The sequence below is a fragment of the Oceanisphaera ostreae genome, from assembly GCF_042676125.1.
GTDB lineage: Bacteria > Pseudomonadota > Gammaproteobacteria > Enterobacterales > Aeromonadaceae > Oceanimonas > Oceanimonas ostreae.
In genome coordinates this window covers 187229-200844 of sequence record NZ_JBHTJS010000002.1, presented here as the reverse complement: position 1 = coordinate 200844, position 13616 = coordinate 187229, and the positions used below count along the sequence as shown (strand labels likewise).

Genomic DNA, 13616 nt, shown 5'->3' with positions numbered 1-13616 from the left:
GTTAACGAGATCTCCGCCATGACCCAAATAAAACCCCAAGTACAATATCGCGAAGACTATCAGCCACCTCATTACTGGATTGATACGCTCGATTTAGATATTCAGCTGCACGAAAATGCGACCGAAGTGGTGGCCATTAGTCGGGTGCGGCGCAATGGCGAGCATGACGAGCCATTGGTGCTAGATGGTGAGCAACTTAACTTGTTACAAGTGGCGGTCAATGGCGTAGACATTACTCAATATCAGCAAACCGAGAACAGTTTGATTTTGTCGCAGCTGCCGGAAGTGTTTGTATTAACCATAAAAACCCAGCTCGATCCGCAAGCGAATACCGCTCTAGAAGGTTTATATAAGTCGGGTTCGGCCTTTTGCACACAGTGTGAAGCCCAGGGCTTTCGCCGCATTACGTACTACTTGGACCGGCCCGATGTGTTAGCACGCTTTAGCACCCGCATTACCGCTGATGCCACCGCCTATCCTTATTTATTATCTAATGGTAACCGCATCGATCAGGGTAACCTCGACGACGGTCGACATTGGGTGCAGTGGCAAGACCCTTTCCCTAAGCCGGCGTATTTATTTGCCCTGGTTGCGGGCAATTTTGATGTACTGCGTGACAGCTACACCACCGTCAGTGGTCGAGAAGTGGCGCTAGAAATCTTTGTTGACCAAGGTAACTTGCATCGCGCAGGACATGCCATGGACAGCCTAAAAGCGTCGATGGCGTGGGATGAGCAGCGCTGCCATTTAGAGTACGATCTCGACATTTACATGATAGTGGCGGTGGACTTCTTCAATATGGGCGCCATGGAAAATAAAGGCCTAAACGTCTTTAACGCCAAGTTTGTATTGGCCGACCCCCACACCGCTACCGATAGCGATTATTTAGATGTTGAGCGGGTGATCGGTCACGAGTACTTTCATAACTGGACCGGTAACCGAGTCACCTGTCGTGACTGGTTTCAGCTGTCATTGAAAGAAGGGCTCACGGTGTTTCGCGATCAGGAGTTTTCTTCAGATTTAGGCTCGCGCACCGTTAACCGTATTCAAAATGTGCGTATGATGCGCGGCGCTCAGTTTGCCGAAGATGCCGGGCCCATGGCCCATCCTATTCGCCCGGATGCAGTGATAGAAATGAACAATTTCTATACCGTTACCGTATACGAAAAGGGCTCAGAAGTGATCCGCATGCTGCATACTCTATTGGGTGAGCAGGCATTTCAGCGCGGACTGGCACTCTATTTACAACGCTTTGATGGCCAAGCGGCTACCTGTGATGACTTTGTAGCGGCCATGAGTGAAGCCAGTGGGCGTGACCTAACTCGCTTTACCCGTTGGTACAGTCAGGCGGGTACACCGGTGCTAACCGTTACCGACGAGTATGACGCCGTGCAGCAGCGCTATACCCTAACGGTGCAACAATTTACCCCCACCACACCGGGCCAGCCACAAAAGCTGCCGCTGCATATTCCACTCAGTGTGGCGCTGTATAGCGCGCAAGGAGAGCCGTTAACCTTGACTATGGACGGCCAAATAGTAGGGCCAGTACTGGATGTGCTGGAAGCCGAGCAGCGCTTCGTGTTAGACCAGGTGCCGTCAAAGCCCACTCCTGCCTTACTGCAAAGCTTTTCGGCCCCGGTGAAGCTAGATTACCCCTACAGCGACGAGCAGCTTACATTACTCGCTAAGCACAGCATTGATGAGTTTGTACGCTGGGATGCGGTGCAAATGCTGATTAATAAAGCGGTGCGCGACAATGTATCGCAGCTGCAGCGCCAACAACCGGTAGTGGTGCCAAGACCACTATTAGATGTGTTTCGCGCCACATTAGAAGACGAGACACTAGATAAAGCCCTGCAGGCACAAATGCTCATGTTGCCTGATATTGGCAGCTTATTAGAGTTGTTTGAGCAGGTGGATATAGACCTGCTAGGCCAAGTGCACGCGCAGTTACATAAAGAGTTAGCCGTGGCTTTGCAGCCATTATGGTTGCATGCTTATGAGCACAATCGAACGCCACAGTACAGCATTGCTCACCCAGACATTGCTAAGCGTGCCATCAAGAATGTGGCGCTGAGTTATTTGGCGCTGGCGAATGAGGCGGGCTTAGTACAACAACAGTACCAAACTGCCGACAACATGACCGACACCTTAGCCGCCATGAAGGCTGCTGTGCGCGCCGAACTAACCGAGGCCGGCGCCTTATTGGCTGATTTTGAAGGTAAGTGGCAGCAAGATGGATTGGTACTGGATAATTGGTTCCGCCTGCAAGCCACGGCGCCGGGCGATGATACCGTTGCGCGTATTCAGCAACTCATGACGCACCCTACCTTTAGCTTGAATAACCCCAACCGAGTGCGTGCCGTGGTGGGAGCCTTTATTATGGGCAATCCGTTGCAGTTTCATCGGCTAGATGGGGCAGGTTATGACTTGTTGGTGTCGGTATTAACTCAGTTAAACCTGAGCAACCCCCAGGTGGCTTCGCGTTTGATAACCCCTCTGATCCAGTTTGCTCGCTTAGATGATGCGCGCCAGCAACAGATTAAAGCACGTTTGCAGCAATTAATGGCATTGCCAGACTTGTCGCGAGATTTGTTTGAAAAAATCAGCAAGGCACTAGCATAATGAGACAGCTGCGCTTTCGTCTTGCCATCTCGCGCGCGCAGCTACTGCAATATTATCAAGGCCGCACCGCCGCCTTGTCGGTGATTACCGAACAAGGGGTGCGGCTACAGGTCTCTTTACACCATTTTCGCCCCTTTGTTGGGCATGATGGCTTAAATGGTCGTTTTGAGATTGAGCTAACTCCCGAGCAGCAATTACATCGACTTAGCCGATTGTCATAAAATTAAAAATAACAGCCGCTTAATAATTAAACGGCTCATTATTAAGCCTGTGTCGTATTATCGACACAGGCTTTTTATTTTATTTATTGCGTTGCGCCATGGTTGTGCCGAAGGCATTGTTTTATACCAATCCCACTAAATATTTGATCTATTTTAAAGCTTGGAGTGTTAGAGGCAACAGAGCCACCTCCCACGACGCGCCATAAACCCATCCATGGGGGCTCGGGAAATGCCGTCCTTGGCATTTCACGGTCGTGGGAGGCGATCTCCGTTACCTCTTTGCAAGCATCGAGTTGCCTGTAGACAACGTCATCAGTCACCTGAGGGAGTTAAGAGAGGATGAAGGGCACTGCTCCACCGACCATCACATGACAAGGATGTCATGTGTTTGAGCGCCACATGGATGTGCTTGCAGCGTGTCGGTGGAGTAGGCCGTTTATCCGACCTTTATAGGAAGTAAAGGCAGACTGCTTATTTAGTGCGATTGGTATTATTAAAGCCATTGTTATGCCCAAGATAATTTCTAATAGATAACTATTCAAAACAATCGGTAAATTATTCATTTTGGCATGAAATATTCTTCGGTAAGAAAAACTTAAGGCAGCGACTATATTCTGCTCAGCAGTGATCGAGTCGATACTTTGGCATCATTTTCTGCAGCTTTTCTCGCATTCAAAATAGGGCGGGCTTACACTGACTTAATCCTGTAGGGGCTAGAGCCCCCGTGGTCATTGCCTGTATCCGAGGAAAATAACACCATGATATTTAAAGACGCAGCAAGGTCCGTATTACTCGAAAACGTCAACCAATTGGTGACGGAAAAGTTTCCTGAAAAAACCGCAGGTCTGGTTAATGCCTTCGTCAGCAAGTTATACAGCGGCATTACCCATCACGATTTACACCACCGTAACGACAGCGATCTGTATGGTGCCGCAATCAGCCTGTGGAATGCCTTTGAAACGCATAGCGAAAGCAGCCCACATGTTCGAGTATATAATCCCGAACTTGCGCGTCATGGCTGGCAGTCACCGCACACCATCGTCGAGCTTATTACCAAAGATGCCCCGTTTTTAGTCGACTCAATTCGCATGGTACTCACGCGCATGGGCATCACCTCGCATCTCATGCTCCATCAACCCATGCATCTGGTACGCAATAAGCAGGGCCAATTACAGCAAATACTGGCCAATACCGACCCTATGCCAGGGTGCAGCGCAGAAACCGCTTTTCTGATTGAAATAGACCGTTTACCTCAAGCCGATACACGCAATCAGCTAGCTGAAGAACTGCAATCTGTGGTTGATGAAGTGCTGCAAATGGTGGGTGACTGGCAGCCCATGGTCGAGCGGCTAAACAGCATTATTGAAGCTCTGCCTAAACAGGCCAAAGACGCGAATCCAGAGAGCTTGCAAGAGACGCTGGACTTTTTAAATTGGATGGCCGATCACAAGTTTACCCTAATGGGTTATCGCCGTTATCACTTGCAAGCGGTGAAAGATGATTATGAGCTGGTACCCGAGCTCGACACCAGTTTAGGTTTGCTGCGTAATATTCAGCAGGGCGAAGCCCTTAAACTCAGCAGCATGACCAGCACAGCCCGTGAAGCGGCATTAAACAATGATATTCTGATCCTAACCAAAACCAACCACAAGTCGCGGGTGCACCGTCCGTCTTATATCGATTATATCGGTATCAAACGCTTCGACGAGCAAGGAAATGTGGTGGGCGAAGATCGGTTTATCGGCCTGTACGCTTCCAATATCTATAATACTAGCGCCATGGATATTCCACTGATTGGCGCCAAGTTGAAGCGTATTCTGAGTGGCTCAGATCTGGAGCCGGGCTCTCATGCTTATAAAGCACTGCTGAATATTCTGGAAACCTATCCTCGAGATGAATTGATTCAGGCCACCGAAAAAGAGCTGACAGACATCGGCATGGGTGTGCTGGGCATGCAAGAGCGCGATCAAACGCGGCTGTTTGTGCGCCGTGATGTCTTTGGGCGCTTTTTCTCCTGCATGGTGTATGTCACCAAAGAGCGTTACAACACTGCGCTGCGGGAAAAAACTCAGGGTATTTTGCAACGTTATTTTGGTTCGGAAGAAGAAGTGGAATTCACCACCTATTTTTCTGAAGGCGTATTGGCCCGTACCCATTATTTAATTCGGGTAGCAAACAACGCAGTGGATATTGATGTGAACGAAATTCAGGCAAACTTGATTGAAGCGGCTCGCAGCTGGGAAGATAAACTGGCACAGTCGTTAACCGTGAGTTTCGGCGAGGCCGAAGGCAAGCGCTTGTCCGGCAAATACGAGCATGCCTTTCCTCGCGCTTATACCGACAGCGTTATGCCCGGCTCTGCGGTGGCCGATATCGAAAAACTGGAAGAGCTGAGTGATAACAAACCGCTTGGCATGCTGTTTTATCGCGCCCAAGAAGAGCAGCGCGACTCAAATCGAGTACGACTCAAGCTGTATCACCGGGCCGAGCCGATTCATTTATCCGATGTACTCCCCATGCTCGAAAACATGGGGTTGCGGGTAATAGGTGAGACTCCCCATAAAATAGCATGTGGCGGAGAAACCTTTTGGGTGCTCGATTTTTCCATGTATTACACCGGCGCACCACTGAATTTAGAGCACAGCCAGCAGCGCTTTCAACAGGCATTTGCCAAGGTATGGAATAACGACCTCGAAAATGACGGCTTTAACCGCTTGGTTTTGGCCACCGACATGACCGGGCGTGAAGTGAGTGTGCTGCGTGCCTATGCCAAATATATGCGCCAAACCGGGGTTACCTTTGGACAGCGTTATATAGAAGACACCTTGTCTCGTTATCCGCAACTGGCCACGCAGCTATTTAACTTATTCGAACAGCGCTTTTCGCTGACCATTAAGCAAGATGCTGAACAGCAACACACATTGCACCAGCAGCTAATTGGTGAGCTAGATAAGGTAGCCAATCTAGATGACGACCGTATTATTCGTCGTTATATGGAAATGATCGAAGCCACCATACGCACTAACTTCTATCAAGTGGCGAGCGATGGCACAGATAAGTCGTATATTTCGTTTAAGCTGGCACCTGAAACGATTAGCGACATGCCACTACCACTGCCTAAATTTGAAATTTTTGTTTACTCACCTCGGGTAGAAGGGGTGCATTTACGCTGGGGTAAAGTGGCGCGCGGTGGATTGCGCTGGTCTGACCGTCGTGAAGATTTTCGTACCGAAGTGCTGGGCTTAGTTAAAGCACAGCAGGTTAAAAATACCGTTATTGTTCCAGTAGGGGCCAAGGGCGGTTTTGTCTGTAAGCAGCTGCCTGAAGGTGATCGGGCCGCCTTCTTGGAAGAGGGTAAAAACTGTTACCGGTTGTTTATTCGTGCGTTGTTAGATGTCACCGATAACATTATTGATGGCCAAGTGATCCCAGCCAAAGACGTGATACGCCACGATGAAGACGATTATTACTTGGTGGTTGCCGCAGATAAGGGCACGGCGACCTTCTCTGATATTGCCAACGAAATTAGTGCAGAATTTGGCCACTGGTTAGGGGATGCCTTTGCCTCAGGTGGCTCTGTGGGTTATGACCATAAGAAAATGGGCATTACCGCGCGCGGTGGTTGGGAGTCAGTAAAGCGCCACTTCCGAGAGCTCGACATTGATTGCCAAACGACTGAGTTTACGGTGGTGGGGATTGGTGACATGGGCGGCGATGTGTTTGGGAACGGCATGCTGCGCTCAGCGCACACGCGGTTAGTGGGTGCGTTTAACCACCTGCATATTTTTATTGACCCCAACCCAGATGCGGCGAGCAGCTACACAGAACGCGAGCGTTTATTTAACACTCCGGGCTTAAGCTGGGCCGATTTTGACGCCAGCATTATCTCAGAAGGCGGCGGCGTGTTTGAGCGTTCGGCCAAGTCGATTCCCCTTAGCCCCCAAATGAAAACGCTGCTGGATACCGAACAAAATACCCTGACCCCCACAGAAGTGATCCGTCACTTGTTAATGGCCAAAGTGGATCTTATCTGGAATGGCGGTATTGGTACGTATGTGAAGTCGGCTCGGGAAAGTGACAGCGACGTAGGCGACCGCGCGAACGATTCGGTGCGGGTCAACGGTGGCGAGCTGCGTTGCCGTATTGTGGGTGAGGGCGGTAACTTGGGTTGTACGCAACTCGGTCGTATTGAATATGCGAGTACTGGCGGGCGTATTAACGCAGACTTTATCGATAACGTGGGCGGTGTTGACTGCTCAGACAACGAAGTTAACATTAAAATTTTGCTTAACTCGTTGGTCGACAAAGGTGAGTTGACCATGAAGCACCGCAACCAGTTACTGTACGACATGACAGAATCAGTCACCGATATTGTGCTTACCAACGCTTATCGTCAGTCGCAAACCATTTCAATTACCGAGCACCGTGGTGCTAGCCCACTCAAAGAGCATCAACACTTTATTCAGTGGCTAGAGCGCGAAGGTAAACTGAATCGTCAATTAGAATATTTGCCCAGTGACGAAGAAATTGCCGAACGCATGGCGGCAGGCCGTGGTTTAACGCGGCCTGAATTAGCTATTTTGATGGCTTACGGCAAAATGGTGTTGAAAGACATGCTCAATATTCCTGAGCTAACCGACAACGACTATATTGCGCGTTTGCTGCCAATGAGCATGCCAGAAAAGTTGGTTGCTGAGTTTGGTGATGCACTTGTGAGTCACCCATTACGCAATGAAATTATTGCCACTCGTTTAGCCAATCTTATGGTCAACGACATGGGCTTTAACTTTGCCAACCGGCTGCAAGATGAAACCGGCGCCAGTATTTGTGATATTGCCATTAGCTTTATGATTGCGCGCGACGTGTTTAGCATGGACACACTATTGCGTGATATAGAAGCATTGGATAACCAAGTGCCGGCCACGGTTCAGTTGGATATGTTTTATCAGGTACGTCGCATGGTGCGTCGAGCGACCCGTTGGTTCTTGCGCTCACGCAACCGCAGCTTAAGCATCGAGCAAAGTATTGCACAATTTAAACCCGCTTATACGGCTGTGTCTGAGCATTTATATTCGTCACTGGTGGACGCTGAAGCCAACGTTATTAAGCAGGAAGTGGCGGCGTTAGAAGCGAAAAATGTGCCAACCTCTGTCGCAGAACGAGTGACGCACATGAGCAGCCTCTTCTCGGCACTGGACTTGGCACAAGTGGCGACCGAGCAAGACCGCAACATTAGTATGGTGGCCGAGCTGTACTTCCACTTAGGGCATGAGCTTGAGTTGCACTGGTTTTTAGAGCAAATTAATCGTCAAGCGGTTAATAATCACTGGCAAGCACTTGCACGTTCGGCCTTTAGAGAGGATCTGGATTATCAGCAGCGCAGCCTTACCGCCGTGGTGCTTAAAAACTGTAAAGCACAGGGTGAATGCGCTAGTATGCTCGACCAGTGGCTTGATGAGCATAAGCAATTGCTGAATCGCTGGCGTCACTTGCTGGCTGAGTTTAAAGTATCGAGCAATCATGAATTTGCTCAGTTTTCGGTGGCCCTGCGCGAACTGAACTTGCTCCATCTTAATTGTATGAACGCCGTTTAATATAACGGTGTACACACAAAAGCCCCAGCCATGACTGGGGCTTTTTTATAAGGACAAATTACGTGTATTCTTTGGTTAAACCTCTACTTTTTCAATGCGATCCTGAACATGTCCATGAGCTGACCATTAAGGGGCTGGCTAAAACACAACATAGTCCGTTGGCCGCTTTATATCGCCGATCTAAAATAATGAATCCGGTCGAAGTGATGGGCCTCACCTTTGACAACCCCGTCGGTTTAGCCGCCGGGCTCGATAAAAACGGCGATTGCATTGATGCCTTTGCCGCCATGGGGTTTGGTTTTATTGAAATTGGCACCGTGACCCCACTTGCTCAAGATGGTAACGAAAAACCACGTCTATTTCGCATTAAAGAAGCCGACGCTATTCTTAATCGCATGGGCTTTAATAATAACGGCATCGATTATTTAATTGAAAACGTGAAGCAGTCTCGCTATCAGGGTGTGCTGGGCATCAATATTGGCAAAAATAAAGACACGCCAATAGAGCAGGGCAAAGACGATTACCTAATTTGTATGGAAAAATCCTACGCGCATGCCGGTTATATCACCGTAAACATCTCGTCACCCAACACTCCTGGTCTGCGCAGTCTACAATATGGTGATGCGCTGGATGACTTGTTGGCAGGGCTTAAAGAAAAGCAAGCTGAACTGGCGGTGTTGCATAATAAGCAGGTGCCGCTGTTAGTAAAAATTGCGCCTGATTTGTCGATGGCTGAAATAGAGCAAGTAGCAGATAGCCTGGTGCGTTACGAAATAGATGGCGTTATTGCCACAAATACCACGCTAGACAGAGACCTGGTTTTTGATTTGCCACATGCCCATGAAATGGGCGGATTAAGTGGGCGTCCGGTGCAAAACAAGAGCACGCTGGTGATCAGTGAATTATCCCGTCGCTTAGACGGTCGTTTACCGATTATTGGTGTGGGCGGAATTGATTCGTTAACGGCGGGTCGTGAAAAAATGGCGGCGGGTGCCAGTCTGGTACAAGTGTATTCCGGCTTTATTTATCGCGGACCTGCGCTTATTCAACAGTTGGCACAGCACCTTTAAGCAGATTGCTTGCATAAAGATTTGCTCATTTATCAAAATGCGATATAAGATAAGGCATTAGAGTAAAATACTATATATAGTAATGTACTTATCAATATAAGGTGTGACTTGGATGTTACTTCAACCAAATGATCAGTGGCGCTGGTTTATGGGCGAAGATCGACACCTAATGCTGGAGTTAGGGGCTGATATGCTATTTAGTAGCCCCTATCTTAAGAAACAGTTGGTGTGCTCAGATGAACTTAATCAGTGCTTTTCGGTAGAGGATACCGGGCTATATTATAACTTTCTCGATAAATTAACCTCGATCAGCTCATCGGCGCAGCGAGTACAGGCCGCGTTGAATGCGGTGGCCGTGGCCCGCTTTTACAAACCATTGATGCCACAAAGCTGGTTCTTTGAACCTCAGGCTGATTATCATCAACCTGAGTTGGGCGAGTTGATTGCACTGGATATTTCTACCGAGTGGCTAACCTTGATGGTAGTGGAAACGTCACCGTCGGCATCGGTGTGCATTTCATTGTCCGGTGATACGTTACTGTCCAACAGCAAACAGTTTGCCACCTTTAGTGCGATTAAGGTGATGAACGATAGGATCATTAGCCTAGATTGTAGCAATCAAGAACAAGAAATTCGTCGAGTAGGTTAGAAGATAGCCGTCAGCTTTAAGTTATAGACGAACACGTAGGGGCACCTTACTTAGGTAAAGAATATTCGACCAAAAGCAGTTTCGTTCCTACGTTCGTGATCTTGATTTTCAGACAGCAGTAATTCACTCAAATGAATGAGATAAAAGCTAAGTTTTAAATTGGATGTATTAAAGTATATCGAAGAGAAATTACAGGGTAGGGGAGTGCTTGGTGTGCTGATTGATGTGTATAGTCATGTAATTGGTTGCGGGAGCCGGATTCGAACCGACGACCTTCGGGTTATGAGCCCGACGAGCTACCAGACTGCTCCATCCCGCGTCCATGACTTACATACTTACTTTAACGTTTTTCTTTGACTTAATGCTGATTTTACTGCATATAACTGCCAGACCAAGTTGGTTGCGGGAGCTGGATTCGAACCAACGACCTTCGGGTTATGAGCCCGACGAGCTACCAGACTGCTCCATCCCGCGTCCATTACTTACTGGTATTGCTATATGTTACTGCTTTTTATGATTACTTATCACTGGATATTGTTGCGTATCAAGTGGTTGCGGGAGCCGGATTCGAACCGACGACCTTCGGGTTATGAGCCCGACGAGCTACCAGACTGCTCCATCCCGCGCCAATAACTTGATATTACACGACTACATTCAGTTTTATTCTAACGCTTTCATTTAAGTTGGTTGCGGGAGCCGGATTCGAACCGACGACCTTCGGGTTATGAGCCCGACGAGCTACCAGACTGCTCCATCCCGCGTCCGTTACTTAAACGCTACTACTTAATAGGTACTGCTTTATTCTAGTTCTTACTTTAATCTAAGTTGGTTGCGGGAGCCGGATTCGAACCGACGACCTTCGGGTTATGAGCCCGACGAGCTACCAGACTGCTCCATCCCGCGTCCATTACTTAAACGCTACTGCTTAATAGGTACTACTTTATTCTAGTTCTTTACTTTAAGTTGGTTGCGGGAGCCGGATTCGAACCGACGACCTTCGGGTTATGAGCCCGACGAGCTACCAGACTGCTCCATCCCGCGTCCATTACTTAAACGCACTGCTTTATTCTACTGCACTTATTTCTACTACTATCTGAGTTGGTTGCGGGAGCCGGATTCGAACCGACGACCTTCGGGTTATGAGCCCGACGAGCTACCAGACTGCTCCATCCCGCGTCCTCAGGCTGTGCATATTAGAGATCTGGCTCACTGAATGCAAGTGCTTATACAGAACTTTATGCCGTGTGGATATTAATGCTGCAAGCTGATTGTTTTACGCACAATAAGCGGCAAATTTTACAGTATTACGTAGGATTAGGGTATAATGTGGCCCTCTTTTTATTAGACAAGCCTGACTATGCTGCCGTTTTTTGCTACCTGCCCTAAGGGCCTGGAATCCTTACTCACCGATGAACTAAAAAACCTAGGGGCGACTGACCTTCAGGAAACCGTGGCCGGTGTGGCCTTTAAAGGAGAACTGGCCACAGCCTATCGTGCCTGTATGTGGTCGCGTTTAGCGTCACGTATTATGTTGCAGTTGGTTGAGTTCACCATGCGCACCGACATGGACCTCTATTTAGGGGCGGCCAACATCGAATGGGAGCAGCATATTCAACCAGGTCAAACCTTTGCGGTAGACTTTTCGGGTGGCAACGAGGCGATCACCAATACTCAGTATGGCGCTCTAAAAATTAAAGACGCTATCGTTGACCGTTTAACCAAACGCTGGGGCGAACGACCGAACGTTGACAAGCGTGCTCCCGATATCCGTATTTTGGCGCACCTTAAGCGCAATAATCAGCTGAGCATTACGGTGGACTTATCTGGCCCCGCCTTACATCAGCGTGGTTATCGCCAGCAAGCTGGTGAAGCACCGTTAAAAGAAAACTTAGCGGTGGCTATTTTACTGCGCAGTGGCTGGGATATTACCAAGCCGTTGGTCGACCCTATGTGTGGTTCGGGCACCTTACTAATAGAAGCGGCATTAATGGCCGCCGATCATGCGCCCGGTTTATTGCGCGTGCGGTTCGGCTTTATGGCGTGGTGTGGCCACAACCGCGACTTGTGGCAAGAAATTAGCGCCGAAGCGACGGTGCGTGCCACTCGTGGTATGAAACAAGGCAATACCGAGCTTTATGGTTTTGACCAAGACAAGCGCGTATTGGCATTTGCGCAAGATAACGCACAGGCCGCAGGGGTTGCCGCGTTTATTCGCTTTAGAGCTGGGGGCGTGGATACGCTGACCAATCCTGCTGCCGAATTGGGCTGGGTTATTTCTAATCCGCCCTACGGTGAGCGTTTAAGTGAATTCCCTTCTTTATTAGGGTTGCACCAGCAACTAGGTGATAAACTGCGTGAACAGTTTAAAGGCTGGCACGTTAGTCTTATCTCCAGCTCACCCGAGTTGCTAAGTTGCTTGCGTTTGCGCCATGAAAAAATCTACAAGCTATTCAATGGTGCGCTGGCGTGTGATCTGCGTAACTACCTGATTGCCGAAGATGCAAAAGTCGCACGTCCGTTGGCCGAAGACTTTGCTAACCGTTTGGCTAAAAATATCAAGGTGTTAGAGAAGTGGGCTAAAAAAGAGCAGATTGACTGTTATCGTTTATACGATGCCGATTTGCCCGAGTACAACGCCGCCATCGACCGTTATCAAGATTACATTGTGATCCAAGAGTACGCGGCACCGAAAACCATTCCTGAATATAAGGCGCGCGGTCGCTTTTATGATTTAGTGCAAGCCACTCAGGCGGTGACGGGTGTAGAAGGGCGCAAGGTCATCTTAAAAGTACGTGCCCGCCAACAAGGCCGTGAGCAGTACGAAAAATTAGATCGTCGTGAACAGTGGATGGAGGTGCAAGAACATAATGCACAGCTGTTGGTTAACCTGCACGACTACCTTGATACCGGACTATTTTTAGATCACAGACCCATTCGTAAACAACTGGGTGAAATGGCCAAGGGCAAAGATTTTCTTAACCTATTTGCCTACACCGGCAGTGCCAGTGTGCATGCCGGCTTGGGCGGCGCTAAATCTACCACTACGGTAGATATGTCTAAAACCTATTTAGGTTGGGCCGAGCGTAACATGGATCTCAATGGCTTAACGGGTCGCCAACACCAGTTTATTCAAGCGGATTGCATGAACTGGCTACGTCAGCCGGGTGACGATTACGATTTGATTTTCGTCGACCCACCGACCTTTTCTAACTCTAAGCGTATGGACGCGGAGTTTGATATACAGCGTGACCATATAGAGCTGCTGACCTTATTGAGCAAACGACTGCGCAATGATGGCGTAGTGATATTTTCTAACAATAAACGCCATTTCAAAATGGACCTCGACGGACTGACCGAACTGGGCCTGGTGGCAAAAGATATTACCAAGGGCAGTTTGCCCAAAGACTTTGCGCGTAACCCGCATATTCACAATTGCTGGGAAATTCGCTGGAGCTGA

General features: G+C 48.8%; 6 protein-coding genes and 7 tRNA genes. 6 read left to right on the top strand and 7 right to left on the bottom strand.

Translation table 11 applies throughout. The features are described from left to right. The first annotated feature begins 18 nt into the window (after positions 1 to 18). The 5 genes from pepN to ACFQ1C_RS01285 all read left to right on the top strand — a co-directional run bounded on the left by pepN (position 19) and on the right by ACFQ1C_RS01285 (position 10159). Complete coding sequence (pepN, locus tag ACFQ1C_RS01305; protein ID WP_379556722.1) at positions 19 to 2625, top strand: aminopeptidase N; 2607 nt, start codon at positions 19 to 21, stop codon at positions 2623 to 2625. Continuing rightward, positions 2625 to 2846: a DUF2835 family protein gene (locus ACFQ1C_RS01300; protein WP_379556721.1), complete on the top strand. Its 222-nt coding sequence runs from the start codon at positions 2625 to 2627 to the stop codon at positions 2844 to 2846. Before pepN ends, ACFQ1C_RS01300 begins: the two co-directional genes overlap by 1 nt. Before the next feature lie 758 nt (positions 2847 to 3604). Further along, on the top strand, positions 3605 to 8440 hold the full coding sequence (locus ACFQ1C_RS01295; protein WP_379556720.1) for an NAD-glutamate dehydrogenase: 4836 nt from the start codon (positions 3605 to 3607) through the stop codon (positions 8438 to 8440). Positions 8441 to 8502: 62 nt separating this feature from the next. Continuing rightward, positions 8503 to 9510 carry a quinone-dependent dihydroorotate dehydrogenase gene (gene pyrD / locus ACFQ1C_RS01290; RefSeq protein WP_379556719.1) on the top strand — a complete coding sequence of 336 codons (1008 nt, stop codon included), beginning with the start codon at positions 8503 to 8505 and terminating at the stop codon, positions 9508 to 9510. A 112-nt stretch (positions 9511 to 9622) separates the two neighbouring features. Continuing rightward, positions 9623 to 10159: a cell division protein ZapC domain-containing protein gene (locus tag ACFQ1C_RS01285; RefSeq protein WP_379556718.1), complete on the top strand. Its 537-nt coding sequence runs from the start codon at positions 9623 to 9625 to the stop codon at positions 10157 to 10159. Positions 10160 to 10401: 242 nt separating this feature from the next. Here the strand turns inward: ACFQ1C_RS01285 and ACFQ1C_RS01280 are convergent. The 7 genes from ACFQ1C_RS01280 to ACFQ1C_RS01250 form a co-directional block, all read right to left on the bottom strand. Further along, positions 10402 to 10478: transfer RNA gene (locus ACFQ1C_RS01280), tRNA-Met, on the bottom strand. Positions 10479 to 10556: 78 nt separating this feature from the next. Then, positions 10557 to 10633, bottom strand: a tRNA-Met gene (locus ACFQ1C_RS01275). 75 nt (positions 10634 to 10708) lie between these two features. Further along, a tRNA-Met gene (locus tag ACFQ1C_RS01270) sits at positions 10709 to 10785 on the bottom strand. Positions 10786 to 10843: 58 nt separating this feature from the next. After that, positions 10844 to 10920 (bottom strand) — tRNA-Met (locus tag ACFQ1C_RS01265). 65 nt (positions 10921 to 10985) lie between these two features. Continuing rightward, positions 10986 to 11062 (bottom strand) — tRNA-Met (locus tag ACFQ1C_RS01260). A 61-nt stretch (positions 11063 to 11123) separates the two neighbouring features. Beyond that, a tRNA-Met gene (locus ACFQ1C_RS01255) sits at positions 11124 to 11200 on the bottom strand. A 58-nt stretch (positions 11201 to 11258) separates the two neighbouring features. Continuing rightward, positions 11259 to 11335: transfer RNA gene (locus ACFQ1C_RS01250), tRNA-Met, on the bottom strand. A gap of 181 nt (positions 11336 to 11516) precedes the next feature. Between ACFQ1C_RS01250 and rlmKL the strand changes: the two genes are divergently transcribed. Beyond that, on the top strand, positions 11517 to 13616 hold the full coding sequence (gene rlmKL, locus ACFQ1C_RS01245) for a bifunctional 23S rRNA (guanine(2069)-N(7))-methyltransferase RlmK/23S rRNA (guanine(2445)-N(2))-methyltransferase RlmL (protein ID WP_379556717.1): 2100 nt from the start codon (positions 11517 to 11519) through the stop codon (positions 13614 to 13616).

What these genes read in the sequence shown, in the direction of transcription:
- pepN (WP_379556722.1), top strand. Translation starts at nt 19, where the DNA reads ATGACCCAAATAAAACCCCAAGTACAATATCGCGAAGACTATCAGCCA.
- ACFQ1C_RS01300 (WP_379556721.1), top strand. Translation starts at nt 2,625, where the DNA reads ATGAGACAGCTGCGCTTTCGTCTTGCCATCTCGCGCGCGCAGCTACTG.
- ACFQ1C_RS01295 (WP_379556720.1), top strand. Translation starts at nt 3,605, where the DNA reads ATGATATTTAAAGACGCAGCAAGGTCCGTATTACTCGAAAACGTCAAC.
- ACFQ1C_RS01285 (WP_379556718.1), top strand. Translation starts at nt 9,623, where the DNA reads ATGTTACTTCAACCAAATGATCAGTGGCGCTGGTTTATGGGCGAAGAT.
- rlmKL (WP_379556717.1), top strand. Translation starts at nt 11,517, where the DNA reads ATGCTGCCGTTTTTTGCTACCTGCCCTAAGGGCCTGGAATCCTTACTC.